We start from the raw sequence: 25,851 nt of genomic DNA on the forward strand, positions 1-25,851 counted from the left end.
TGGCATTGGATTATTTTCCGTCATCGGCATAATGTTTGGCATTGGATTATTTTCCGTCATCGGCATAATGTTTGGCATTGGATTATTTTCCGTCATCGGCATAATGTTTGGCATTGGATTATTTTCCATCATCGGCATGATTGGTGGCTGAATATTATCCATAATTGGCATTGTGATAGTTGGTGGTAAAATTTGCGGAATCACCTTTTTATCTTTTGCTACATTTGGCGATGCAATATTCCCCATATTTTCTTTTTTCACTTGTGATGATACGTTATTCTCTATATTTTCTTTTTTCACTTGTGGTGCTGCGATATTCTCTATATTTTCTTTTTTCACTTGTGATGATACGCTATTCTCTATATTTTCTTTTTTCACTTGTGGTGCTGCGATATTCCCCATATTTTCTTTTTTCACTTGTGGTGCTGCGATATTCTCTGTATTTTCTTTTTTCACTTGTGGTGCTGCGATATTCTCTGTATTTTCTTTTTTCACTTGTGGTGCTGCGATATTCTCTGCATTTTCTTTTTTCACTTGTGGTGCTTTCATATGATTTGGTTTCACTTTATGAATTTGAGGAGTAATCAATTCACTCCCCTTTTTAATTATATCTGAAATTTTATATTCCTTGGCAGGTTTAATAGGCGGCTGCGGTGGTTGTGGTAATATATTTATTGAAAATTTCGTACTTTCTTTCGCAGCTTTTTGCCCTTTCTCTTCAATAACAGGCGGTTTTTCAATCACTACTGGCTTTTCAATTGACTTCTCCTTTTGGATTGCCGCTTCCTTCTGAATCGGTGCTTCTTTTTGAGGCTTTATTTGCATTTCTTTTTGCGTTTGCTGCATAGCTGGTTGTTGCGTAATTGGAGCAGATTCATATGTGATTTCTTCTTCCTCTTCTATAGTAAGTGGCGTTGGTGTTGCCGCGAACTCTTTTTGTTGTACTTCTTTGACATACTCTTTCGGAGGGACTGAACCAGCACCCGCATTTTTCTTTACATGAACGCTACCTGATGGTACTTTAATCTTCATACCTGGCATAATAAGATCCGGGTTACTAAGTTGTGTATTTGCTATTTTTAACGTTTCCAAATCCACTCCGTACTTTTTCGCAATCTTCCAAAGGGTATCCCCTTTTTGCACGATATGAATCTTCAAATTTTCCCCCTCCTGTATATCTTATCTATGAATCAAAACACTTTGGAATGACTCCTCTCTACTAAGCATACCTAATGATTGATACGTTGATAAATACTGCTTTCTAGTTCGGCTGTTCTTCAAAGTGATACACTCTCTAGTTGCACAAATAAACAAAAAAAGCACAATGATTCTCTCAACACAATGTATGTCATTTGCCTCATAATTATGATTATATGCAGGAAAAAAGCAACGGGAACCCCGCTACTTTTAAACGCGCTCTAACATACGATTTAATGCCAACACTGCATCTTTTGTTACTTGCTTATCCACTTGAATTACATTCACCTGTTCACCACGTTCTATTGATTCTAGCGCCCAAAGTAAATGTGGTAAATCAATACGATTCATCGTTAAACATGGACACATAAAAGGATTTAGTGAAATAATCTCCTTATCAGAATGTTTTTGAATCAGCCGATTTACTAAATTCATTTCTGTACCAATGGCCCACTTACTACTAGATGGTGCTTGTTCAATCGTATCAATAATATATTTTGTCGATCCCGCATAATCAGAAGCTTGAACCACTTCATAACAACACTCTGGATGAACGATAATATTCATATTAGGATGACTTTTGCGCAAGCTCTCAATATTCTTCACTGTAAAGTTTTGATGCACGGAACAATGACCTTTCCACAAAATCACCTTTATATCCTCTAGATTCCCGCTATATTCTAATGAGTCTGTATTCGGATTCCAAACAGCCATTTGATTAAGTTCAATCCCTAAATCGTACGCTGTATTTCTTCCCAAATGCTGATCTGGTAAAAAAACTAATCGTTCTTTCTGCGTAAATGCCCAAGATACCATTTTTTTTGCATTCGAAGACGTAACGGTTGCCCCGCCATTTCGACCGCAAAAAGCTTTAATTGCTGCCGTCGAGTTTACATATGTTAACGGAATCATTGTATCTCCAAATAATGTTGTAAGCTCTCGCCACGCTCGTTCTGTTTGTTCAATATCCGCCATATCTGCCATCGAACAGCCGGCTCGCATATCAGGCAATATTACAACTTGCTCGTCCGTCGTTAACATATCCGCTGTTTCTGCCATAAAATGCACACCGCAAAATACGATATATTTTGCCTCTTTATTGCGCGCTGCAACTTGTGCAAGTTGCAATGAATCCCCTATAGCATCTGAAAACTGCACCACTTCATCCTTTTGATAATGATGACATGGGATACATAACATTTTTCCCATTTTTTCTTTAATTTCACGAACACGCTTTTCCATATCTTCCGTTGACATCGTGTAATAACGCGCTGGTAACATCGTTTCAATTGGCTGTACTTTTTCTAAAATACTCATATACGTCTCTCTCCCTCTAAGTCACTTTTCTTACGATTCAATATTGAAACTAATATCGAGTGCTTTCACTGAATGCGTTAATGCTCCAAGTGAAATATAATCCACCCCTGTTTTTCCGTATTTCGATAAATCTTCAATTTTAATTCCACCTGAAGCTTCCGTAACAATAGCGCTTGGCACAATCTTTGAAAACTCTCGAATCTCATCTGGCGTACGATTATCGAACATAATAATATCCACACCAGCAGCTACAGCCTCTCTCACTTGCTCCTCAGTTTCTGTTTCCACTTCTACTTTCACCATATGCCCTAATTTTTCTTTCACTGATGTAACAGCTTTTGTAATAGAACCAGCAAAAGCAATATGATTGTCTTTAATCATGACCCCATCATATAAACCGAAGCGATGGTTAAATCCACCTCCACACACGACTGCATACTTATCAAACATACGTAGTCCAGGCATTGTCTTTCTCGTATCACAAATGCGTGTATGACTACTATCTAAAGCAAGAACCGCCTTACGTGTCATCGTTGCTATTCCGCTCATACGCTGGATGACATTTAATATAACGCGCTCTGCCGTTAATAGTGATGCAATTGGCCCTTGCACAGTTGCTATTATTTCGCCTTTCTCTACAAGATCCCCATCTTTTTTATGAAGCTCAACTGCAATTCTTTCATCAATTAATTGAAATCCTGCTTCGATTACTGAACGTCCCGCAAAGACCCCTGCTTCTTTTATAAGAAATGTTCCTTTTGCCTCTAAATAATCTGGAAAGATACACTGAGATGTTATATCCCATTCCCCTATATCTTCTAGAAAAAATTGTTTTAATGCTTCCTGTACTTTTAATATGTTCATTATCTTCTCTCCCTCATGCAAACGTGCTTGTCATTTTATTAACATCATTTCTTTTGCTACTGCACTTCTTTTTGGATCATCACTGCGATAATGTCCACCTATGCTTTCTTTCCTTTGCAAAGCCGCATCTACCATTAGCCAGCAAACTGTTAACATATTGACAATCGTAATTTCTTCATTTGTAAGAGCCTCGTATTGTAATACAAAATGAGGCGCACCATAATGCTCAAACCATTTTTTCGCTTGCAATAACCCTTGCTCTGTACGCACAATTCCAACATACCTCATCATCTGTTCTTGTATTTCTCTTTTGGTTGGTAAATATAAGATTTGATGACTTTGATCCCGCTCTGCTCTATCAAACTTTTCCCTTGTTACCGAATTGTGTAAAATATGCTGTCCAATTCTTTTCCCAAATACAAGACCCTCAAGCAACGAATTGCTCGCTAGTCGGTTTGCACCATGAACACCATTACAAGCAGTTTCTCCTATAGCATATAGACGTGGAATGGATGTTTCCCCATCACAGTTTGTTTTGACACCCCCCATATGAAAATGTGCACCCGGTACAACTGGAATTCGATTTTGTTTTAGATTCACACCATGTATCCGACATAATGAAGAAACAGTTGGAAAACGGTCTTCAAAATGTTGAATAGATGAAATATCTAAATATACTTCTTCACCAACGAGAAGCTGACTATGGATCGCACGGGCTACTACATCACGCGGTGCTAAATCTTGCTGCGGATGTATTCCGGTCATGAAATGTTCTCCTTTCCCATTTACAAGAATAGCTCCTTCGCCTCGTACAGCTTCAGAAACAAGTCCACAGCACCTACCATCTACATGTAACATCGTAGGGTGAAACTGCATAAACTCTAAATCTTGAAGCTCACCACCAGCTCGATATACCATTGCAATTCCATCACCTGTTATCGTTTCATCATTGGAAGTAAACGTGTATAATCCCCCTATGCCTCCTGTTGCTAATACTGTATATTCAGCAAAATAACGATGCATATGTCCTTTTTGATCACGTGTTAAAACGCCTCTACACGTCCCATTTTCTATGATGAAATCGAGTACTCTTTCTTGTTCTATCACTGTAACATGCGGTGTTATTTCTTGAATGAAATGCTCTAATAAATATTTCCCTGTCGTATCTCCTCCCGCATGTAAAATCCGTCGTTTTCGATGCGCACCTTCTTTCCCGAGGTGGAGTCCCTTTTCATCGCCATCAAACTGCATACCAGCTGCAAGGAGCTCGTGAATTTCTTTTGGTCCATTCTCCACTAAGTAACGCACAGCTTCTGTATTGTTATAATGACAACCTGCTTTTAACGTATCTTCATAATGATGATTTGGATTGTCATATGTAGCAATTGCTGCAGCAATTCCTCCTTGCGCTAAATATGTATTGTTATTGCGACGCGTTTTCTTTGTAAGGATTATCACATTTTTTTTACGACAAATCTCTTTTGCAACACGGAATGCCGCAATGCCACTTCCAATAATTAAAACATCTGCACTTGGCATAATTATTGCCTCCTAATTTACACATTACAATTGTCTTGACACCTATATTTACATAATTTTAAAATAATGACAAGAGTTTTTTCGAAGTTATTCATAACAACGTGGATGGATACTTTTTACATAAATACAAAGTATGTGTAATCCTGCCATGGAGAGGACGAAATATGATGATATATCTTGATTATGCAGCAACAACACCTATGAGTAAGGAAGCGATTGAAACGTATGCAAAGGCGGCAGAACAATATTTTGGAAATGAACAAAGTTTACATGATATTGGTGGAACATCTTCTTCTCTACTACAAGTTTGTAGAAAGTCATTTGCACAAATGATTCACGGTAAAGAGCAGGGAGTCTTTTTTACAAGTGGTGGTTCAGAATCCAACTATTTGGCGATTCATTCGCTCTTAAAGGCGCGAGAAGGAAAACATATTATTACAACTCCTATAGAACACGCATCCATTCGGAATTATTTTCAAAGTTTAAAACAACAAGGGTATACCATTACAGAAATTCCTGTTGATTCATATGGAATGATTGACATGTATGCTTTGGAAAATTCCATCACAGAAAATACTGTACTAGCAAGCATTCAACACGGAAACTCTGAAATTGGAACTGTTCAGCCGATAGCTGAAATAGGAAAACTTTTAAAGAAACATCATGTTATATTTCATACAGATTGTGTACAAACATTCGGCAAACTCCCAATCGATGTAACAGAGATGCAAATAGATAGCCTTTCTGTTTCAGCACATAAAATCTATGGACCAAAAGGAGTCGGCGCTTGCTATATAAACCCACAAATTCGCTGGGAACCATTGTTCAAAGGGACAACCCATGAAAAAGGATTTCGTCCTGGTACGGTCAATGTTCCTGGTGTCGCTGCCTTTTTAACAGCAGCAGAGCATATCTTACAGAACCGAGCTAAAACACAAGAACATTTTAAACAGTTGCGCTCTTACTTCGTGAATCAATTAAAATCACTTTCTCTAGAAATTCAAGTAGAGGGACATTCTACTGCTTGTTTACAACATATTGTTGGGGTTACAATAAAAGGAATAGAAGGTCAGTACACAATGTTAGAGTGTAATCGTCACAAAATTGCAATTTCAACTGGAAGCGCCTGTCAAATCGGTAAATATGAACCTTCACAAACAATGCTCGCCCTTGGGAAAACAGCTGAAGAGGCCAAACAATATGTACGTTTTTCATTTGGGCATCAGACAACAAAACAACAACTTGATGCGACCACCCATGCATTAGAGACAATTGGAAATCATTTTTATAGAGGTGTTAAATCATAATGAAACAAAATGAACAGAAGAAGATTTTAGGAGAAGAAAGAAGGCAGCTTATCTTACAATGGCTTTTCGCTGCTAATAAACCGTTATCTGGAAGTGAATTATCAAAGAAAACAAATGTTAGCAGACAAGTGATTGTCCAAGATATTTCCTTGCTAAAAGCACGAAATGAACCGATTATTGCAACTGCACAAGGATACTTATATTTAAAGCCACATGCAAAACAACAAGCCCTTGAACGCGTTATCGTCTGTCAACATAAGCCAGAAGAAGTACGTCAAGAGCTTACTATGCTTGTTGATCATGGTGTAACAATTAAAGATGTAAAAGTAGAGCACCCTGTATATGGAGATTTAACAGCTTCTATTATGGTAAGCAATCGCTTTGATGTTGAACAATACTTACAAAAGATTCAAGAGACAAATGCCTCTTACCTCTCACAATTAACAGATGGAGTTCACTTGCATACTATTGAGGCAGACTCTAAAGAAAAATTAGATGCAGCTTGTGACGCACTAAATAGAGCCGGATTTCTTGTTTATTCATAAAAAGCACAGAGGCTTGTATGATCCTCTGTGCTTTTTTACAAAAAATGATATATATTAACACTAGCGAACAAAGGAGAAATGATATATATGGTGATGGAACTTGTTCACTTTAGCATAGGAAAACCGAAGCAAATGAAGTACGGTGAAAATAAAGAAATGGTGACAGGTATATGTAAGGAACTTACAGAAGAAGCGTTTCTTTCGAAAGATGGCTTCCGCGGTGATGATGTAGCTAATTTACGTTATCACGGTGGTCCTGATCGCGCTGTTTGTGTTTATCCATACGAGCATTACAAGCAATGGGAAACAGAATTTCAAATACCCTTTCCCTCTTCTGCATTTGGTGAAAACATTACCGTCACAAATATGTTAGAGCGTGACGTTTGTATTGGGGATACATATCAATTAGGCGATGCTATTATTCAAGTTACACAAGCTAGAATACCATGTAGTACAATTTCAAAACGGCTCGGGCTTCCTGGTATCTTACCCCGTATTGTAGAAACCGGTTATACCGGTTATTTATGCCGCGTTCTTCAGGAAGGTGTCGTACGACAAGATTCCAAAATTTCATTACTTAAGCCTCATCCAAGTCGCGTCTCTGTTTTATTCACCAACGACATTTACTTTCATAACCGACAAGATAGAGCCGGAATCGAAAAAATCCTTGCTGTTCCCGAACTAGCGAATGTTTGGCGTGAACAGTTAACAGATCGTCTTGCGAAGTTAAAGTAAGCTAAAAAAACGCTTTTTAAGCGTTTTTTTAGCTAGATTGGCAATTCCCACCTTTAACAGGTGGGATTTTTATTAGTCTATCACCAAATGTATGATCCAATGAAGTTATATCGGCGATTTTCAAAATATATCAGCGATTAGAAGGGAAATATCGATTTACCGACAAATATCGACAGTCCATCCCTCACCTCTTACAACCAATAAGAAGAATAGCTCCCTAACACCGTGACTGAAAATCCAAGCGCTTCCAGCTCCATTGTTACACTTGGCAATAATACGTCATCATATGCTCGATCTACATCGATTAAGAAAAAGTAATTTCCAAGCCCTGTTTTCATTGGACGAGATTCAATTTTAGATAGGTTTAAATTCCTCCATGCAAAGGCTGATAAAACTTGATACAGTGCTCCTGCATAATCAGCAGGTAACGTTATCATAAGGGTCGTTTTTTTTCCGCGATGTTCTCCGTTGCTTGGAAGTGATGCCTTCTTTTTCTTATGCAACACAATAAAGCGAGTATGATTATTTTTATGCGTATGTATATTGTGCCGCACAATTGTTAATCCATATTTTTCAGCAGCTGCTTCATTTGCAATAGCTGCGATTTTTTCTTCTGGGTGTTCTTTCACATATTGCGCCGCTGCACTCGTAGAAGTCATATCTCGAACTGTTATTCCTTTTAATTTTTCATTTAAAAATTTATGACATTGTGCAATAGCATGTGGATGGGAGCATACAGCATATACATCTTTCCATGTTTCTTCATAATTTGGATGCACAAGTAAATGTTGCTGAATCGGTACGGTAATTTCTCCTACAATAAAGAGCGGCTGCTCATGTACAAGATAGTCAATGGTAATATTAACAGAACCTTCTATCGCGTTTTCTAGTGGCACAACAGCGCAATCTACATTTTCATTTGCTGCTGCATCCATACAATCTGGAATTGTTCTATATGGTATATGCTCTGCTTCTGGAAAAAAACGACTCACCGCCATATTTGTAAATGTTGCTTCTGGTCCTAAATATCCTACTCGAATCATCGTCTTTTCCCCTCTTTTTCGTTTTCTTACTGTTATACCATACTTTTTTATATTCTTCTATGTAAATTTTGAATATTTAAAAAAGACTAGCATTCGCTAGTCTAAATGTTTCCTATATTCTCTTTGAGCGAAAAAGAAATACATGATGCATGCAGCGATATAAAATAGAATAAACAAGCCTACTTTTCTTAATGAACCATCCATAAAAATCGTATTATGAAACGTATATAACGCAACCGCACTATGCATACTTCCTACTATAATTGGCGCAAAAAATAGCATACATAATTGCCAACGGGAAATTCTCCATACTTCTTCTTTCGTCATTCCAAGTTTAGAGAGTGCCCCGTATTCTTTACGATCTGATGCAATATTATGAAACCATTTAAAATATACGATGCTACATGAAGTAAGAAAGAATAATATACTAATGAATGAGCCTACAAATAGAGTAATGTCGCCGAAAGCTTTCATATTCACATATAACTCCATATTACTTCGAAATGCATTATTATCATCTTGTTTCATATGTTTCCGTAAATCTTCATTTAATTCTTTCGTATTTTCGATATTTGGTAATGTATAGCCTCTATATATCATTTTTTCAGAATCAGGAACCTTATTTGCTATACCGTCAAAGTCTTCATCATGCATGACGAAGAACAGACCATTAATTTGTGAAGGGTGATAGTTAAATTGTATCCCTTCCTTCTGACCGTTAAATACGAATGAATATGTTTGGTTCATTACTTGTAATTGAATCTCTTTTTGATCATACATATTCGGATGATTGTATTTATTATAATAAACAAGTGTAACGGATCCTTTTTTAGGATGATACGTTTTCTGTCCTTGTTTTCTTGCCTCTTGATTGTATTCACTTTCCTTCATCAGCGTTGCTATTTCTGTTTCTCCCTTACTAGACTGAAAGGATGCATATACTCCAACAAAACTCATAGATTGAAAATCATCATATCCATATTGGTGCAATAATTGTTCAACCATACCTTCCGCAAAGACTTCATGAGAAGAAGTACCTTTTTCTATGTAAGAAAATGAGTGTACACCCCCGCCCCGCCACATATCTTGCATACCAGAAAAATATAAGAACACCGTACCTGTTGCCGTAACTACAAACGTCGTTGCCATTGACATTAGAAAGAAAAAACGACCATTTTCCTTCATTCGATGTGACAATTGATTCACTATAAATAAATACGGATATGTATACATAATCTTTTTATTTCGTTTTATCAATTCTAATATTTGAGCAGTGCCGTGTGTAAAAGAAAAATACGTTCCGAAAAAGACAAGTATAGACACAGGAAAAAAATAGAATGCTATCGTTGGCATCGTAGTTTGTAATGCTAACGCATATCCTATCCCTAAGCAAATAAGCCCGAATATACAAAGCCGCATTGATGTTTTCTTCTCTTTTTTATCCGTGCGAAATTCTTTTAATAACCGAATGATTTTTATATTCCATATACGTAAAGCACTTATAAAAGATAAGACAACAAATACGACCATATATGCAATAAACGTTCCCCCAATTGCTCTCACGTCAAATATGATAGGGAGTTCTTTCGGAAGCCCCAGTAACATACTAAATACCATAAAGAAGAGCTTTAAAAAGATTATACCAAGCCCAATGCCGAAAATATTAGCAAATACCCCAATCAACATTTGCTCGGTCATAATTACTCCAATTACGTTAGATTTCGTTGCCCCCATTAACATATATAATCCTAATTCTTTCTTACGTGCCTCTATGAAAATAGAAGTAGAGTACAAAATAAATATGATAAAAAAAGAAATAATTATAATATTACATATAATAAGTCCCCAGCGTACGTTTTGATACCACATCGTCTCTTTCATATACGGATGTACAATAACAGACATGTATGCAAAAGATGCAAATATCGCAAAACAACTACTTAAGAAAAACACTTTATAATTACGCCAATTTCCTTTTATATTTTGCAGCGCTAGTTGCTGAATGTTCATCTATCGTCCTCCTGTAACTTACTACATAGGCAAAAAGCTAGAGGTTTCTCTAGCTTTGCACGTGTTTCAAATATCCTCTTTGCGCGATTATAAAGTAAATCGCAGAAGCTAAAATGTATGAACCAATTACAATCGCACCTGATTTCCATAAATCAATATAAAGCATTTTCCCTAACGTATGAAGAGCAAATCCACTATGAATTGCACCAATTAAAATTGGAATAAAGAAGATAACGCCCATTTGTCGAATTGCAATTTTACGAATTTCTTTATCTGTCATACCAATTCTCTTTAACGATTTAAACTGAATACGATCTTGCTCTTTATCATTAAACCACTTAAAGTATGTCATGCTACAAGCGAAGAAGAAGAACAGTACTGCTACAAAGAAACCGATGAACATTGTAATTGCTCCACCTTCTCTTATATTTTTATAAGCAAACACTGAGTTTTTCAATTCTCCTTGCTTTTCTGGCGCAATTTCCTTTTTTAAATCTAATACAAGATCTTCTGTATTTTTCCAATCTTCAATATAATAACCATAATATTTCGTCTTTTCTTCATCTGGTACAAGCTTTTCATATTTCTCAAAATCTTGATCATTCACAATGAGATATTCACTATCATTAAAAACAGAAAATGAAGTTGGGCTATTTAACTGAACAGACTGTTTTTGTCCGTTAATTGTAAATTCATACGGTTTCGTACGATCTATCTTCATCATATCGTTCGCCATATCCATTATGACCATCGTTGCACTACCTGGTGCATTATGAACTTCTCTAACTTGCTCTCTCTTTTGTTTACGTACTTCCGCGTTATATTCTTTTTCTGAAATAATCGTCATCGGTACTTTATGTTCTTTGTTAAACATCGTTACTTTCTGTGTTGCCGGTAGTTTTACGTAGGTTACTTTTCGTGCCTCTTCAAACCCATGTTTTTTTACAAGCTCTTGTACTTTTTCATCATTAATAAGGCTATGCGTATTTAATCCTTTTTCCTCATACGAAATAGCATGCGGGGTACTAGTTACTGTCTTATAACTCATATCCTCAAAATATACGTAAAGCGTACCAACTGCTGAAGATACAACCGCCGTAATAATAGAAATTACAAATAGAAAACGAGCATTATCTTTCATTTTATAAATAAGATTGCTAAGTACGAACATATTTGGATATGTATAAAAAGATTGTTTTCGTTTTTGCAACGCTTTTAATACAACTGTACTTCCTTGTGTAAATAGTAAATACGTTCCGCCAATTGTCAGTCCTACAACCGGTAAAAAGAGAATGATAAAATTCAGAACCGTTACTTGGAAGCTAAGTACATATGCAGTAATAATACACCCTATACCAACTACACATAACCATGTAAATGCAAACGGCTCTACTTTTTGTTTTCTTGCTTCTCTTAATAAATCAATAATTTGCAAGCGCCCTACTGTCCAAACACTAAACAATGATAATATTAAAAATAGAATAAAGTATACACCCGCTGTAATCACAACTGCTTTACTATTCCATACGAGTGGAAGTGTTTTATCTATTTTTAATAATACGCTTAATGCTTGAAAAAATAATTTTGAACAAAGCATTCCAATCCCAATACCTATTACAATTGCGATACTACCTAACATAAGTTGCTCTAATATAATCATTCGGCCTAGTTGGGATTTTGTTCCACCTATTAATGTTAATAGACCAAATTCTTTTTTTCTTGCTCGTAAAAATGTTGAATTTGCATATAAAATAAAGAGTGCTGAGAAAATGACTACAATATAGTTCATCGATTCTAACCCTTTTGTAATCATCGTTCTCATACTAATATTACCGCCTACGACATCTGGATGATAAATAAAGGAAGCATACATGAAAAATACGATAATCGATAAACAACTACTTATAAGAAACGCTTTATAATTACGCCAATTTCCTTTTACGTTATTAAGCGCGAGCTGGCGAAAGTTCATGATATTCTCCTCCTAGCATCGCGAGTACGTCTAGAATTTCTTGGAAAAAGGCTTGTTTCGTTCTTCCTTTATGTATTTCTGAGAAAATCTCTCCATCACGTATGAAAAGGATACGTTCACAATAACTAGCAGCTACTGGATCATGCGTTACCATTGCAATCGTTACTTTCTTGTGCTCATGTAAATCTTGCAATGCACTCATTAATGATTTCGCTGACTTCGAATCTAAGTTTCCAGTTGGCTCATCTGCTAAAATTAACGTCGGTTCATGAATGATTGCTCTCGCAGCCGCTGCACGCTGTTGTTGTCCGCCTGATACTTCATATACTTTTTTATTTAAAATTTCTTCGATGCTTAAAAACTTCGCAATTTCAAGTACTTTTGCATCAATTTCATTTACGGATTTCTTCGCCATTACAAGTGGTAAAATAATATTTTCTTTAATCGATAACGTATCAAGTAAGTTAAAATCTTGGAAGATGAATCCTAAATGTGTACGGCGAAATTCTGCTAACTTTGCAGCACGCATTTGATTAATTTCTTCCCCATTTACAAGCACATGACCTGAAGTTTGCTTATCAATTGTCGCTAATAAATTTAAAAGCGTTGTTTTCCCGCTTCCTGAAGGACCCATAATCCCTACAAATTCGCCTTCTTCTATTTTAAAATTTATATCCTTTAAAGCAGTCGTCGCTACTGAGCCTTTCGATTGGTACACCTTCGTTACCCCTTTTACTTCAAGAACACTCATTTCTAATCCCCCTATATGTTTTCTTCTTACATTTACTATAAGAAAAAGAAGAAAAAAAAACGAGTGATTTCCCTTACAAAACATTTTGTTATCTTACAGTTTTGTCATTTTTCTCATTAATGTATGATATTCTTCATCTTTTGCAAATTTGAACGTAAATGTCGTTCCTTCCCCTTCAGCAGATTGCACATAAATACCATGATGCAAATTATCACAAATTTCCTTCGTAATATATAAACCCATCCCAGTCGCTTCTCTCGTTTTCCGTCCATTTATTCCCGTAAAGAATGGATCAAATATGCGCTTCACGTCTTGCTCTGGAATACCGATTCCATTGTCTTTAATATGTAATAACACCTTTTGATTTTTCTCTTCAATTTGAAATTGAATTTCTTTTTTCTCTACTTCTGAAATTTTTGTATATTTCATTGCATTTAAAACAATTTGACCTATAGCAATGCTTAGCCATTTTCTATCAGATGCAATCATACAGGTATCTTCCTCAAACATCACTTTCGGAAATACAGACGATTGAATGAAGGATTTTCGATTTTCATTAATAATACCTCGCACGACCTCTATAACATTTACTACTTCTACTTTATAATCTTTCGCAAACTGTTCTAGCCTTTCCATATGTAACGCTAAATCTAAACCATTTAGTATGCGGTTATTTTCCTCACGAATACTTTCAACTGTTGCTCTCGCTTCACGATGCTCTTTACCAAACTTCTGCAACAATAATTCAATAACAGATACTGGTGTTTTCATTTGATGAATCCATTGGTTCATAAATATCATTTGCTGCTCTTCTTTCGCATGCTGTTTATGAACTTCATTCATATATTGCTGTCTGAGCAAAGTAAAGGCTTCAACGACCATCTCTTGCTCTGACGTATAAGATTCATCAATAAGTAAAGAATCATGTAATGTATTTCCGCCAGCAACATATTTTTCAATTCTCTTTAAAAACACACTTCGTTTTCGATAATCGTAAATGAGGTATACAGTAAACACAACAGTACCTAATAAAAGCCCATATAACCACGTACTCCAGTCAATTGATCTTTTTTCTAACAGACTTTGCAACTGCAATACGAGTCCAAATAAACAAAGGCTTACAATATAAGATAAAATTAAAGAAAAGCGATCTATTAGGTACGTTTTAACCTTCATGTCCTTCGCTCCACTCTGTAAGAAGCGCATAACCATATCCACGTTTCGTTACAATTGCATTTTTAATGCCTAACTCCTCTAATTTCTTCCTTACTCGCTTTACATTTACTGTTAATGTATTATCATCAACAAAAGCTACTTCATCCCATAGAGCTTCTAACAACTCTTCACGCGTTACATATTGATTTGCTTGTTTCATTAAACACTCTAATAAGTAAAATTCATTTTTTGTCAGTTCCGTTTGTTGCCCCTGCCACTCTATAATGTGCTGAGATGGGAATAACAACAGTCCATTTACACCTAAACAATCATTCTCTGCCGCAGAAGCATACTCCCCATACCCACGGCGAAGTGCACTTTTTACCTTTGCCATGACGATATCTAAATGAAATGGCTTTGTAATATAATCATCCCCGCCATTCTCAATCGCCATTACTTGATCCATTTCTCCTGTTCTCGCAGAAACGAAAATAATCGGTGCATTCGATACACTGCGGATTTGCCGACACCAATAGAAGCCATCAAAATAAGGTAAATTAATATCCAGTAATACAAGATGTGGATTTACTTTTACAAACTCATCTTTTATATGACGTAAATCATTTGCTCTAAATGATTGATAGTCATATCTTTTTAAATGTTCCTCTAATATTCCCGCAATTTTCTCATCATCTTCTACAATTAATATTTTATACATGTTCTTTTTCTCCCCATAAAAGAATTGTTCTAAAATTACTCCTTTTTCCATTATAAATTGAAAATTTATTTGGTGGGGATTTTTTCCTTTATAAATCTTACTATCGCAATAAAAAAAGACTGCCATATTTCGGCAGTCTTAGTCGATAAATTCAAATTCATATTCAAGAATTTTTACAATATCTCCATCTTTTGCACCACGTGCACGAAGCGCTTCATCAATACCCATTCCGCGCATTTGACGAGCGAAACGACGTACAGATTCATCACGTGAGAAGTCTGTCATTTTGAATGTTTTCTCGATATCATAACCAGAGATAACAAACGTGCCATCACTTTCACGTGTAATTTCAAATTTAACACCTTCCGTCTCAAATTTGTACATTACACTTGCTTCCGACTCATCCACAACTTCATGTACTGGAAATTCTGGTGTTGTTTCTAATAAGTTCGCTACTTCAAACAGTAAGTCACGAACCCCTTGTTTTGTTACAGCTGAGATTGGGAAGATTTTTACTTCGTCTCCCACTTTCTCTTTAAATGCTTGTAAGTTTTCTTCTGCATCTGGCATATCCATTTTATTTGCAACAACAACTTGTGGACGCTCTGTTAAACGCAGATTATATTCTTTTAATTCATTATTAATTGTGACATAATCCTCATATGGATCGCGCCCTTCTAAACCAGACATATCAATGACATGTACGATAACGCGTGTACGCTCAATATGACGCAAGAACTGATGCCCAAGTCCAACACCTGCATGGGCACCTTCAATGAGCCCTGGAAGGTCAGCCATAACGAAGCTGCGATTATCACCTGTTTCGACAACACCAAGGTTTGGCACAATGGTTGTAAAGTGATATTCTGCAATCTTCGGACGCGCTGATGATACGACAGATAATAGCGTTGATTTCCCAACGCTAGGGAATCCAACAAGTCCAACATCGGCTAACACTTTCAGTTCTAAGATAACATCACGTTCTTGGCCCGGTTCACCATTCTCAGCAATTTCTGGAGCTGGATTTGTAGGAGTCGCAAAACGTGAGTTACCACGACCACCACGGCCACCTTTAGCAATAACTGCTGATTGTCCATGTGTGACTAAATCAGCAAGAATATGACCCGTTTTCACATCTTTCACAACTGTCCCTGGCGGAACTTTTACGATTAAATCATCAGCTTTACGGCCATGTTGGTTTTTGCTCATACCATGTTGCCCGCGGTCAGCCTTGAAATGACGTTGATAGCGAAAATCCATTAATGTACGTAATCCTTCATCTACTTGGAAAACAACATCTGCACCTTTACCACCGTCTCCACCTGCTGGACCACCTTTTGGAACATACTTTTCACGACGATACGCAACCATCCCGTTTCCGCCGTCTCCAGCTTTTACGTATATTTTGACCTGATCTACAAACATTATTTCACCACACTTTTTCAATTGGTTGTAATATAACCGAGACTTCATCATCTCGGACTGTATAAAAAATGGAACACCATTCATTTTTTTCATTTGCAAGCCACGTTTGTAACCTCTCTACATTCGTTAGCTTGCCACGAAAATCAAAAAAGAAACGAGCATTCTCCGCGTTACATTCAATTGTAATACAAACATAATTTTCAACATAAACGTCTAAACTATGCTGAAGCATTGAGAAAAATTCTTCCGTCCATATGCACACTACCTCATCAAGATGAGATAAGTTATGTAGTTCTCCTAATACTTCATACTCCAATAAGCACGGTTGCTGTTTCCAATTATATGTTAAAATCCATTCTGAAAATAAAGGCATAGATAACCCTATCAGATTAGATTCTTGTCTCGCTTCTTGGACAAAATGATCGATGAGCCTATGAATCTCTTCCACTCTTCCAAGGGAAAGGTTTCCTTTAATCATTTGGATGCGATTGAGCCAATCATGTCTTGCATGACGCAACGCATCTATAATTGTCCATTTTTCTTTCATTCAGATGCTCCTTAATATAGAAAAACTCTAACCTGCACTCAGGTTAGAGTTTTCCGTGAGTTTCTTATGCTTCTTGAGCAACAGGATATACGCTCACTTGTTTGCGGTCACGACCAAGACGCTCGAAGCGTACTACGCCGTCAACTTTCGCGTATAAAGTGTCATCGCCACCACGACCAACGTTAACACCTGGGTAAATTTTTGTACCGCGTTGACGGTAAAGAATTGAACCACCTGTAACCATTTGACCATCTGCGCGTTTAGCACCAAGACGTTTTGACTGAGAGTCACGACCGTTCTTTGTACTACCTACACCTTTCTTAGATGCGAAAAACTGAAGATCTAATCTTAACATATATTACACCTCCCGTACTTTTTCTATTAATCGGATATATTTTCCGTAATCAAGTTCAATCGTCTTAAGTGAAACAACTAATCCCTCTAACAGTGTTTGTGCCTTTTCCATCGTATGAGCGTCTAAATCATTAGGCAGTTCATACGTTAAAAATCCACCATCACTTCCAAGTTCAATCGTTGCCTCTACATTACAAAGGACTTCCACAGCATTTATAGATCCGAACACAACCGCAGTTGTTCCAGCGCAGACAAGATCTTGTCCATGCGGCGCATAATCGGCATGCCCAGTCATTTTAAATGATTGGATATTTCCTAATTTCGTACGATTAATCGTAATTTTAATCATCTTAACCAGAATTAAGCGTTGATTGCTTCAACAACTAGCTTAGTGTAAGGTTGACGATGACCTTGTTTTTTACGATTGTTCTTTTTCGCTTTGTATTTGAAAACGATGATTTTCTTAGCGCGACCGTGTTTTTCAACTTTCGCAGTAACTGTTGCACCTTCTACAACTGGGCTACCAACTTTTACGTTTTCGCCACCAACGAAAAGAACTTTGTCAAAAGTAACAGTTTCACCAGCTTCAACATCTAATTTTTCAATGTAGATTTCTTGACCAGCTTCAACTTTGATTTGTTTGCCACCTGTTTCGATAATTGCGTACATACTTGCACCTCCTCATAATTACTAAGACTCGCCAACACGAGGTAGACATAGACTGTCATTTGTACACCTGCATTGTGCGGTTGTAGTATATAGCCATTTAGGTGCTATAAACTATAACATAAAGATGTTACCACGAATCATTGACTATTGTCAACAAATGTTCTACTAACTATTTTTCCTATCTATCATCTCCTGCTTCGTTCCAAACCTAATAAGTGCGTACTTTTCCATTTCTTCCTCTTTAAAATAAATTTGAAATGGAATATTTTTTTGCAATTCTTTTTGTAAAAATATTTTTTGCACAGCTTTCGGCGCTGCAATAAGCACCGCTTCATCTTCCATGTGACTATACGAGAGCAGTTCTCTTTCTAGTTCATACGCAATTGTTTCATTTGAAATACTATACCCTGTTGCCATGCATTTCGCACAATCTTCTAATAATATATCACGCAGTGACTGTTTCTTGCGCTTACGTGTCATTTCTAAAATGCCGAGCTCGGTAAATCCAAGAACCCTCGTATATGTACGGTCATCCTGCAAAGCTATTATTAATTTCTCGCGTATTCTCTCCTGATCTTCTTCTTTTTTCATATTGATAAAATCAATTAATATCATTCCCCCAATATCACGTAGTCGTAACTGACGAGCAATTTCTTCAACAGCTATTTCATTTGTTCGTACAACTGTATCTTGTAAATCTTGTTTCCCAGTAAATTTCCCAGTATTTACATCAATAACTGTCATTGTCTCCATCTGTTCTATAATTAAATAGGAGCCATTTTGTAACCAAACAATTTTTTGTAATGCTTTTTCGATCTCTCTCTCGATACCATAATGACTAAACATGGATGACTTTTCACGATAGAAAAATACTTTTTCTTTACCTAGCTTATTTTCTAACTCCCTTACCGGTTCTCTTGAATCTACAACCACTTTCTCAATTGATTCAGTAGGGTTTTCTTGAAATATACGATCTAAAAAAGTAGCTGGGCGATGAACTAATACCGGTGCCTTTCCACACCTTTCTTTTCTTTTTAGTTCTTCAAATAATTGTTGAAAGTGTTCTATTTCAGCTTTTATATCAGCCGTTGTTCCTTTCTCACATGCCGAGCGAAAGATATATCCTCCTAACCCTTCTACCTCAATTGCAAACAAGTCTTTCCGTTTTTTTTGACTTTTTATTTTCCGGGAAACGGCACGCATTTCATCATAAGGCATATAAACAACATATTTCCCGGTAAATTCTATATTCGCTGTTAATTTAGGACCTTTTGTGTCGATTGCTTCTTTTACTACTTGTACAAGTATAGCTTGCCCCTCATGAACTCGGTACGCCTTTGGAACATCATCGTAAGAAAGATAAGCATGTTTTTCTAAACCGATATTTACAAATGCCGCATTCATACCAGCAATCGTTCTGACAACACGTCCAACATAAATGTATCCAACAATTTCTTCGTCCCCATTGCGGTGCCACGAAAGTTCAACAATCTTTTGTTTTTCTTCTATTGCCACTCTCTTTTCCGAACCTGTATAGTTAATATATAACGTCTTCAAAATACCTTCCTCACTTTTTCATTTTTTCTTCTTACATTATAAAAGGTTAGTGTCATCGTCAACACTAACCGATTAACTCTTCCACAGATGATGTTGTGCGCTTTTCAGTGAAATATGCATACAGCAATTCATTTTCATCCAGTGTATAATGCTCTTTATATTTACCATGTACAATAATTGAATGTTTATAACCCCTTCGAAACTTTGTAAAAATCGTATATAACCGATCCTCTCTATTTACTTCAATAGGAGAAATCTTTTCAATTTCGCGCTTATTTCCATAGTAACGTTCTAATAAAAAGCGTATAAATGCATATCTTCGTTGCTTCCATTCTTGATACAACGAAATCGCTAAAAAGAGAAGAAGTACCCACATCATAATATTATTCTTATTCCAAATCAGTTGCCACCCTAATATTACGCTAAAAAAAACACATGATATTTTCATCATTTTGTCATGTGCTTGTAAATAAGGAAATTGATGCGATAATATATTAAAGACAATTTTCCCACCATCAAGTGGCCAAATAGGAAGTAAATTAAAACTTAAAATAATGACGTTATTCCACACAAAAAATTGATACAAATCTTGAGGAACCCACCCAGTTTTATAATAAACATATGCCATGCCAATCATCCATGCATGTTGAATTGGCCCTGCTATCATTACAACGAGCTCTTCCTTCAAAGGTTTATTTCCATGCTCTTCAAGTTCTGCTACACCACCAAACGGCAAAAGCTGTATTTGCTTAATTCTCCATTTGTAATGAGCAGCCGCAAAGGCATGGCCTAGCTCGTGAATGAGAACAATAAAAAACAAAAGTAATAATTCTTTAAAACGTGCCGTAAAAATACCAACTGCTATAACTACCCAAAACAATGGATGTATTGTAATTTTAGACAGTACTTCCCTATATTTAATCAAATGAAATCACCTGAATTGGATCAATAAATTTTTCATTCTTTTTGATTGCAAAATAAAACTTACCATTTTTATTTTTGTCATCATTACTCACTGTTCCAATTTTTTGTTTCTTTTCAACATAATCATATAATTTCACTGACATTTCTCCTAAATTGCCATACCAAGATTCCGTACCATCTGCATGTTGGATTTCAATCGTATTCCCAAGACCCTCTTTTTTTCCAGCAAAAATAACGACTCCTTCATTTACCGACTCAACCGTTGCACCTGTAACTGTTTGCACAAGTACACCTTGCCCATTTTTTTGAAATCCTTCTGTCACTTTTCCTGAAGCTGGAACTGCATAGTTTTTTTGTTGTGTATTTTGCTTCTTCTCACTCGCAGGTAAGAAAGCTAGTGGCTTTCCAAAATGGGCCTCGTACCATTTTGACACGGCAGCGAACTGAAATTCCTCCTTCATTACTTTCGTTACAACGACTCGCGCTCCATCAAAAGACGGAGGGGCATTTTTAAATAAGATGGCCACTGATAACACCAATATAGCTGCTAATAACACTTTAAATAAAAAGATATCCTTACGAAATAGAGGGTGAAATTCCTTCTCTCCCTCTTCAATTAACAGCGTTTCCCCATTAAAATCTTCACCTGAAAAATATTGTTCTTCCTCTAACCGCTCTTGTTCCTCTTTCCTTTTTGCAATCCGCTTTCGAATTTCTTCTATACGTCTATTTTTCATCTTTTCTCCTTCCTTTTCGACCTTTTGTTCAAACTGCAAAACAGCTACTATCGTGCAGCCATATAATTTTATATAGTTTGTACATATGTATGAACGCTAAAAGAAAGATATTCATGAGAAGAAAAAAGAAAGCACTCCGCATATATACGAAGTGCTTTTAACGAATTCCGAAGAAATTCTTTACTTTTGTAAAGACAGATACCTTTTCTTGCTCGAGCGTTTGTAACGGGACATTTTCCCCTAACAAACGTCTTGCAATATTCCGATAAGCTAATGCTGCTTTTCCGTTTGGTTGCAGCGCAACAGGTTCACCTGTATTCGTAGCTCGAATGACATCATCATCATCTGCAACAACCCCGAGAAGCTCAATTGATAACATACGTACAATTTCGTCCACATCTAGCATATCTTGCTCATGCAACATGTGACTGCGTACACGGTTAATGATAAGTTTCGGCGGCTCAATATCTTCTTTTTCTAAAAGCCCGATAATACGATCGGCATCGCGCATAGAAGATACTTCTGGTGTAGTGACAACAATCGCTTTATCTGCACCTGCCACTGCATTTTTGAATCCTTGCTCAATACCAGCAGGACAATCAATTAATATGTAATCATAATCTTGACGTAATACTTGTATCAATTCATCCATTTGTTCAGGTGTTACCGCGGATTTATCACTCGTTTGTGCTGCAGGTAATAAATAAAGCTCATCAAAGCGCTTATCTTTAATAAGAGCTTGAGGTAAGCGACAACGCCCTTCAACGACATCAACAAGATCAAATACAATCCGATTTTCTAGCCCCATGACTACATCTAAGTTTCTTAGTCCAATATCCGTATCAATTAAACATACCTTTTTTCCGGATAATGCCAAGGCTGTACCAATGTTTGCAGACGTTGTAGTTTTGCCTACCCCGCCTTTTCCAGATGTAATTACTATTGCCTCTCCCACAGCTATACAATTCCCCTTTCTAACTTTGTTAAATTAGGTCTAAGATGAGTGAGAAGTTGCAGGCGATCGACAACAATGTGATTGTCCTCATTAATATATGCACATTCTGCCGTCTCTGCTCCGTCTTCTTTCTCTTCCGGAGCCCGCGTTGTCACATCACTTATTCGGAGCTGCATCGGATTCATGACGGATGCCGCAATAACAGCATCTTTATCTCCATAATATCCAGCATGTGCAATTCCGCGCAAGGAGCCAACGACAAAAATATTCCCCCCAGCGATAACCATTCCGCCTGGATTAACATCTCCAATTAATAATAGATTACCTTTTACATGCAAAACTTGACCTGAGCGAACAATTTTGGAAATAGGGACAATTTCTGTTTCTTCTTTCCAAGCGATAGCTTCTGCCTTGGTGATTACATCACTTTCAATGGAATCCACAACAAGGTTTTTCTTATTGCGAATTAAGGTACGAATTTCTTCTTGTTGTACCTCTGTTAAATATCGATTCCCTACCTTAACATGTACTTCAATTAATGAACGCCCATCACCATCATAATAATGAGTAGATAGTTTTTCGTCTAATTCTTGCAGTAATTCAGTAAATGAACAGCAATCATCTAAATGAAGTGTTAGTCCATCTTTCGTCCCTTTTATTGTTATGTTCTGTTGCTTTTTTTCGTCCACTAAAGTTCACCCCACCGATTCAATTCGACATAAACTCAGAAAATCCTTTTTTCTCTTTCTTCCATCGCTTTTGATAGACGTACAAGATATCGTCTCAGTGGGAAACAAACTATCAATAAGAAAATTCCATTTAACAATACGGTAGCAAGGAGACGATCTGTGAAAAAAATATTTGCTGGCACATGAATACGTCCTAATAACGATAAAAATCCATATACATAATACTCTAATGCTACTATTCCTGCCAATACGATAAAAGAAACAATAAATAGATTCAACTGTAAGATCCTCATCGTACTATAAACAAGATACGCTAAAATCGGATAAGCAAATATGTATACACCAACTAGCTCTGTATATACAATATCAAATAAAAAACCGAATAACAGCCCATAATAAACACCTTGAAGAGGACCGTAATAAACAGTAATAAAACATAGGATAATCATAAAGAAATGCGGTACTGCTATCGAATTTTTCCAAAATAGTTCCGTTGGCACAAACGTAGCAAACATATTTTCAAATAAAAAGAAAAAAAGAAGCAGAAGAGGAAGAATTGCTCGTTTTAAAATCATCATCTCTTCTCCCCCTTACTGTTCTAATTCTGCTGAAGGTTTCACTCTTTTTGCAACCATTACTTGGTTCACATTATTTAAATCCGCAGCAGGCTTTACATAAGCTGTTTGAGTTAATCCGTATGCATCCGGTTCTACTTCTACAATTTCCCCAATAAGCAAGTTTTCAGGGAAAATATCACCAAGACCAGATGTGACAACCATCTGTCCTTTTTCCACTTGTGCACTTGATGAAATCTTTGTAAAAAGAAGCAATTGCTTTTCTTTATCGTATCCTTCAATTAACCCAGAGATGTTCTCTTTTTGTCCTTGAACAACAGCTGAGACACGATTGGTACGGTTCATAGAACTTAGCAATTCGACTGTTGACGTAAATTGAGACGCGCTCTTCACACGCCCTACTAAGCCTTTGGCAGTTATAACTGCCATATCTTTTTTAATTCCTTGCTGAGCTCCTTTATCGATGCCAATTAAATCATACCATTTGTCTGGGTTACGAGAAATAACAGTTGCATGAGTTGGCTTATAGTCTCTAAGCGAATCTTTCGCACCAATTACTTCACGTAACTCTTTATTTTCTTCTTCAATCCTCTTTAAATCTGTAGATAAAGTCGCATACTTATCTAATTTTTCTTTTAACTGTTTATTTTCTTCATACGTGCGCTTTATATCCTCTACATTTTCGAAGAATCCGGCAACATAACTCGCTGGCTTTTGGAATACACGTTCTACAACACCGACAGTATCTTTTACAAACTGCTCTGGCCATGTTAGACTCTTCCGTTCTTTCAATGAGATTCCAATCAATGCCACGAGGAGAATAATACTAACTAGCAAAACAATTAATCTTTTGTTCAAGAAAAACTGTGGCACGTTCACACCCTCTTAATTTCATTGATTTTGTATTTGAAATATTAACGAGCAGTTTTGAAAAGGTCAATATTATCTAACGCTTTACCTGTTCCAATCGCTACGCAATCCAACGGATTTTCCGCAACTAAAACTGGCATTTTCGTTTCTTCACTAATTACCTTATCCAAATTACGAAGCAATGCACCGCCACCTGTTAATACGATACCACGATCCATAATGTCCGCTGCTAACTCAGGTGGTGTTTTTTCTAATGTATTTTTAACTGATTCTACAATTGCATCTACTGTATCTTTTAAGGCTTCTGCAATTTCTTCCGGCTTAATTAACACTGTTTTTGGTAAACCGCTTACTAGGTCACGACCACGGATTTCCATTGGTTCTACCCCTTCTGGTTCTCCAGCAGATCCAATTTCCACTTTTAAAGCTTCCGCTGTTCTTTCTCCAATCATTAAATTGTAGTTCTTTTTAATGTATTGAATGATAGAATCGTCCATATCATCACCAGCGACACGAACAGATTGGCTTGTTACGATACCACCTAGTGAAATGATTGCAACTTCTGTTGTACCCCCACCGATATCAACAACCATACTACCAGTTGGTTCCCAAACAGGTAGGTTAGCACCGATTGCTGCTGCAAATGGTTCTTCAATTGGATATGCATCACGTGCACCAGCTTGGCGAGTTGCATCGATTACCGCACGTCTTTCAACCGCTGTAATACCAGATGGAACACATACCATTACATAAGGCTTACGAGAGAAAAATCCATTTGATTTTTGTGCTTGTTGAATATAATACTTCATCATTGTTGCTGTCGTTTCATAATCAGCAATTACACCATCTTTCATTGGTCGCAAAGCTACGACATTACCTGGTGTACGACCAATCATTTGTTTTGCGTCACTACCAACCGCAACGATTTGCTTCGTATCAGTTTGCAATGCTACAACTGAAGGTTCGCGTAATACAACACCTTTTCCTTTTACGTATACAAGCGTATTCGCTGTTCCTAAGTCTATTCCAAGATCACGAGTAAAACCACCAAATCCAAACATGTCATCTATCTTCCTTTCTCATCTTCACGGACTCATTTTCTTACTTTATATTTATAATAAAACAGTACGTTTTTATATTTTTCATTCTTTACTATAGACGTTTATCTACAAAAAACTCATAAAACACATTATAAAACAAAATAAGTAAAAAGAATAGTCTTAAATATGACCTTTTTCCCTTAAACTAACAAATTTATGGTCACCTATAATAATATGATCGAGGACTTCAATTCCAATAATCTTACCGCATTCTACCAATCGCTTTGTTACTTCAATATCTTCACGGCTTGGTGTAGGGTCGTAGGGTAGGGAGCATGCGCCTTACTTTGTTCCCA

26 protein-coding genes, 1 pseudogene and 1 other annotated feature are annotated in these 25,851 nt (G+C 36.7%); of the genes and pseudogenes, 3 read left to right on the top strand and 24 right to left on the bottom strand.

All coding sequences use genetic code 11. The features are described from left to right. The 4 genes from safA to nadB form a co-directional block, all read right to left on the bottom strand. Window positions 1–1,158, bottom strand: a 1,158-nt coding sequence (gene safA, locus MR056_RS20135) for a SafA/ExsA family spore coat assembly protein (RefSeq protein ID WP_242136655.1), incomplete at its 3' end; no start/stop codon positions are given. Window positions 1,159–1,407: 249 nt separating this feature from the next. Further along, entirely contained in the window at window positions 1,408–2,514 is a 1,107-nt protein-coding gene (nadA, locus tag MR056_RS20140; protein WP_012095603.1) for a quinolinate synthase NadA, read from the bottom strand. Between the two features lie 30 nt (window positions 2,515–2,544). Then, window positions 2,545–3,378 (bottom strand): carboxylating nicotinate-nucleotide diphosphorylase, encoded by an 834-nt coding sequence (gene nadC, locus MR056_RS20145; RefSeq protein ID WP_012095604.1) that lies wholly within the window; start codon window positions 3,376–3,378, stop codon window positions 2,545–2,547. Between the two features lie 30 nt (window positions 3,379–3,408). Further along, window positions 3,409–4,917: an L-aspartate oxidase gene (nadB, locus tag MR056_RS20150; RefSeq protein WP_012095605.1), complete on the bottom strand. Its 1,509-nt coding sequence runs from the start codon at window positions 4,915–4,917 to the stop codon at window positions 3,409–3,411. A gap of 164 nt (window positions 4,918–5,081) precedes the next feature. Between nadB and MR056_RS20155 the strand changes: the two genes are divergently transcribed. From MR056_RS20155 to MR056_RS20165, 3 genes are all read left to right on the top strand, one after another. Next, on the top strand, window positions 5,082–6,224 hold the full coding sequence (locus MR056_RS20155; protein WP_012095606.1) for an IscS subfamily cysteine desulfurase: 1,143 nt from the start codon (window positions 5,082–5,084) through the stop codon (window positions 6,222–6,224). Beyond that, window positions 6,224–6,769: a transcription repressor NadR gene (locus MR056_RS20160; protein WP_012095607.1), complete on the top strand. Its 546-nt coding sequence runs from the start codon at window positions 6,224–6,226 to the stop codon at window positions 6,767–6,769. The genes MR056_RS20155 and MR056_RS20160 overlap by 1 nt, the downstream gene beginning before the upstream one ends. A gap of 87 nt (window positions 6,770–6,856) precedes the next feature. After that, window positions 6,857–7,504 (top strand): MOSC domain-containing protein, encoded by a 648-nt coding sequence (locus MR056_RS20165; protein WP_012095608.1) that lies wholly within the window; start codon window positions 6,857–6,859, stop codon window positions 7,502–7,504. Between the two features lie 191 nt (window positions 7,505–7,695). Here MR056_RS20165 and pheA read toward each other — a convergent pair whose 3' ends face one another. The 20 genes and pseudogenes from pheA to MR056_RS20265 all read right to left on the bottom strand — a co-directional run. Next, window positions 7,696–8,547, bottom strand: a complete 852-nt coding sequence (gene pheA, locus MR056_RS20170) for a prephenate dehydratase (RefSeq protein ID WP_012095609.1) — start codon at window positions 8,545–8,547, stop codon at window positions 7,696–7,698. Between the two features lie 96 nt (window positions 8,548–8,643). Beyond that, entirely contained in the window at window positions 8,644–10,557 is a 1,914-nt protein-coding gene (locus tag MR056_RS20175) for an ABC transporter permease (protein WP_012095610.1), read from the bottom strand. A 49-nt stretch (window positions 10,558–10,606) separates the two neighbouring features. After that, window positions 10,607–12,529 carry an ABC transporter permease gene (locus MR056_RS20180; RefSeq protein WP_012095611.1) on the bottom strand — a complete coding sequence of 641 codons (1,923 nt, stop codon included), beginning with the start codon at window positions 12,527–12,529 and terminating at the stop codon, window positions 10,607–10,609. Continuing rightward, the gene (locus MR056_RS20185; RefSeq protein ID WP_087099241.1) at window positions 12,504–13,280 is read right to left on the bottom strand and encodes an ABC transporter ATP-binding protein; all 777 of its coding nucleotides are present in this window, start codon (window positions 13,278–13,280) and stop codon (window positions 12,504–12,506) included. The genes MR056_RS20180 and MR056_RS20185 overlap by 26 nt, the downstream gene beginning before the upstream one ends. A gap of 93 nt (window positions 13,281–13,373) precedes the next feature. Continuing rightward, complete coding sequence (locus MR056_RS20190) at window positions 13,374–14,456, bottom strand: HAMP domain-containing histidine kinase (protein WP_012095613.1); 1,083 nt, start codon at window positions 14,454–14,456, stop codon at window positions 13,374–13,376. Continuing rightward, a complete protein-coding gene (locus tag MR056_RS20195; RefSeq protein WP_012095614.1) occupies window positions 14,446–15,153 on the bottom strand; it encodes a response regulator transcription factor in 708 nt (235 codons plus the stop codon). The genes MR056_RS20190 and MR056_RS20195 overlap by 11 nt, the downstream gene beginning before the upstream one ends. Before the next feature lie 138 nt (window positions 15,154–15,291). Next, window positions 15,292–16,578, bottom strand: coding sequence for a GTPase ObgE (obgE, locus tag MR056_RS20200; protein WP_012095615.1), 1,287 nt, complete (start codon window positions 16,576–16,578; stop codon window positions 15,292–15,294). A gap of 4 nt (window positions 16,579–16,582) precedes the next feature. Further along, window positions 16,583–17,125, bottom strand: a complete 543-nt coding sequence (locus tag MR056_RS20205) for a Spo0B C-terminal domain-containing protein (protein ID WP_012095616.1) — start codon at window positions 17,123–17,125, stop codon at window positions 16,583–16,585. Between the two features lie 64 nt (window positions 17,126–17,189). Next, a complete protein-coding gene (rpmA, locus tag MR056_RS20210; protein ID WP_012095617.1) occupies window positions 17,190–17,480 on the bottom strand; it encodes a 50S ribosomal protein L27 in 291 nt (96 codons plus the stop codon). A 3-nt stretch (window positions 17,481–17,483) separates the two neighbouring features. Further along, window positions 17,484–17,828 (bottom strand): ribosomal-processing cysteine protease Prp, encoded by a 345-nt coding sequence (locus MR056_RS20215; RefSeq protein ID WP_012095618.1) that lies wholly within the window; start codon window positions 17,826–17,828, stop codon window positions 17,484–17,486. A gap of 11 nt (window positions 17,829–17,839) precedes the next feature. After that, complete coding sequence (gene rplU / locus MR056_RS20220) at window positions 17,840–18,148, bottom strand: 50S ribosomal protein L21 (protein WP_000270908.1); 309 nt, start codon at window positions 18,146–18,148, stop codon at window positions 17,840–17,842. Window positions 18,149–18,162: 14 nt separating this feature from the next. Next, window positions 18,163–18,240: a sequence feature (ribosomal protein L21 leader region), on the bottom strand. A 73-nt stretch (window positions 18,241–18,313) separates the two neighbouring features. Then, on the bottom strand, window positions 18,314–19,705 hold the full coding sequence (locus MR056_RS20225; protein ID WP_012095619.1) for an Rne/Rng family ribonuclease: 1,392 nt from the start codon (window positions 19,703–19,705) through the stop codon (window positions 18,314–18,316). Window positions 19,706–19,769: 64 nt separating this feature from the next. Next, window positions 19,770–20,630: a M50 family metallopeptidase gene (locus MR056_RS20230; RefSeq protein ID WP_012095620.1), complete on the bottom strand. Its 861-nt coding sequence runs from the start codon at window positions 20,628–20,630 to the stop codon at window positions 19,770–19,772. After that, window positions 20,623–21,366: a M23 family metallopeptidase gene (locus tag MR056_RS20235; RefSeq protein WP_012095621.1), complete on the bottom strand. Its 744-nt coding sequence runs from the start codon at window positions 21,364–21,366 to the stop codon at window positions 20,623–20,625. Before MR056_RS20235 ends, MR056_RS20230 begins: the two co-directional genes overlap by 8 nt. A 157-nt stretch (window positions 21,367–21,523) precedes the next feature. Beyond that, window positions 21,524–22,321 (bottom strand): septum site-determining protein MinD, encoded by a 798-nt coding sequence (gene minD, locus MR056_RS20240; protein WP_012095622.1) that lies wholly within the window; start codon window positions 22,319–22,321, stop codon window positions 21,524–21,526. Between the two features lie 2 nt (window positions 22,322–22,323). Continuing rightward, window positions 22,324–23,010 carry a septum site-determining protein MinC gene (minC, locus tag MR056_RS20245; protein WP_012095623.1) on the bottom strand — a complete coding sequence of 229 codons (687 nt, stop codon included), beginning with the start codon at window positions 23,008–23,010 and terminating at the stop codon, window positions 22,324–22,326. 35 nt (window positions 23,011–23,045) lie between these two features. Continuing rightward, complete coding sequence (gene mreD / locus MR056_RS20250) at window positions 23,046–23,588, bottom strand: rod shape-determining protein MreD (protein WP_087099243.1); 543 nt, start codon at window positions 23,586–23,588, stop codon at window positions 23,046–23,048. 12 nt (window positions 23,589–23,600) lie between these two features. Continuing rightward, window positions 23,601–24,458, bottom strand: coding sequence for a rod shape-determining protein MreC (mreC, locus tag MR056_RS20255; protein WP_012095625.1), 858 nt, complete (start codon window positions 24,456–24,458; stop codon window positions 23,601–23,603). Window positions 24,459–24,499: 41 nt separating this feature from the next. Continuing rightward, a complete protein-coding gene (mreB, locus tag MR056_RS20260) occupies window positions 24,500–25,516 on the bottom strand; it encodes a cell shape-determining protein MreB (RefSeq protein ID WP_012095626.1) in 1,017 nt (338 codons plus the stop codon). Window positions 25,517–25,675: 159 nt separating this feature from the next. Further along, window positions 25,676–25,816, bottom strand: a pseudogene (locus MR056_RS20265) (JAB domain-containing protein); the annotation flags it as partial. Window positions 25,817–25,851 lie beyond the last annotated feature (35 nt).

Origin of the sequence: Bacillus cereus group sp. BfR-BA-01360 (assembly GCF_022663595.1) — a bacterium.
GTDB lineage: Bacteria > Bacillota > Bacilli > Bacillales > Bacillaceae_G > Bacillus_A > Bacillus_A cytotoxicus.

Excerpts from the sequence above, each read along its gene's own strand:
- mreD (WP_087099243.1), bottom strand. The coding sequence starts at position 23,588 with ATGATGATTTTAAAACGAGCAATTCTTCCTCTTCTGCTTCTTTTTTTC.
- nadC (WP_012095604.1), bottom strand. The coding sequence starts at position 3,378 with ATGAACATATTAAAAGTACAGGAAGCATTAAAACAATTTTTTCTAGAA.
- MR056_RS20155 (WP_012095606.1), top strand. The coding sequence starts at position 5,082 with ATGATGATATATCTTGATTATGCAGCAACAACACCTATGAGTAAGGAA.
- MR056_RS20175 (WP_012095610.1), bottom strand. The coding sequence starts at position 10,557 with ATGAACATTCAGCAACTAGCGCTGCAAAATATAAAAGGAAATTGGCGT.
- MR056_RS20235 (WP_012095621.1), bottom strand. The coding sequence starts at position 21,366 with ATGAAAAATAGACGTATAGAAGAAATTCGAAAGCGGATTGCAAAAAGG.
- MR056_RS20205 (WP_012095616.1), bottom strand. The coding sequence starts at position 17,125 with ATGAAAGAAAAATGGACAATTATAGATGCGTTGCGTCATGCAAGACAT.
- pheA (WP_012095609.1), bottom strand. The coding sequence starts at position 8,547 with ATGATTCGAGTAGGATATTTAGGACCAGAAGCAACATTTACAAATATG.
- MR056_RS20190 (WP_012095613.1), bottom strand. The coding sequence starts at position 14,456 with ATGAAGGTTAAAACGTACCTAATAGATCGCTTTTCTTTAATTTTATCT.
- rplU (WP_000270908.1), bottom strand. The coding sequence starts at position 18,148 with ATGTACGCAATTATCGAAACAGGTGGCAAACAAATCAAAGTTGAAGCT.
- MR056_RS20185 (WP_087099241.1), bottom strand. The coding sequence starts at position 13,280 with ATGAGTGTTCTTGAAGTAAAAGGGGTAACGAAGGTGTACCAATCGAAA.
- obgE (WP_012095615.1), bottom strand. The coding sequence starts at position 16,578 with ATGTTTGTAGATCAGGTCAAAATATACGTAAAAGCTGGAGACGGCGGA.
- nadA (WP_012095603.1), bottom strand. The coding sequence starts at position 2,514 with ATGAGTATTTTAGAAAAAGTACAGCCAATTGAAACGATGTTACCAGCG.
- MR056_RS20195 (WP_012095614.1), bottom strand. The coding sequence starts at position 15,153 with ATGTATAAAATATTAATTGTAGAAGATGATGAGAAAATTGCGGGAATA.
- mreB (WP_012095626.1), bottom strand. The coding sequence starts at position 25,516 with ATGTTTGGATTTGGTGGTTTTACTCGTGATCTTGGAATAGACTTAGGA.
- rpmA (WP_012095617.1), bottom strand. The coding sequence starts at position 17,480 with ATGTTAAGATTAGATCTTCAGTTTTTCGCATCTAAGAAAGGTGTAGGT.
- MR056_RS20180 (WP_012095611.1), bottom strand. The coding sequence starts at position 12,529 with ATGAACTTTCGCCAGCTCGCGCTTAATAACGTAAAAGGAAATTGGCGT.
- nadB (WP_012095605.1), bottom strand. The coding sequence starts at position 4,917 with ATGCCAAGTGCAGATGTTTTAATTATTGGAAGTGGCATTGCGGCATTC.
- MR056_RS20165 (WP_012095608.1), top strand. The coding sequence starts at position 6,857 with ATGGTGATGGAACTTGTTCACTTTAGCATAGGAAAACCGAAGCAAATG.
- MR056_RS20160 (WP_012095607.1), top strand. The coding sequence starts at position 6,224 with ATGAAACAAAATGAACAGAAGAAGATTTTAGGAGAAGAAAGAAGGCAG.
- MR056_RS20215 (WP_012095618.1), bottom strand. The coding sequence starts at position 17,828 with ATGATTAAAATTACGATTAATCGTACGAAATTAGGAAATATCCAATCA.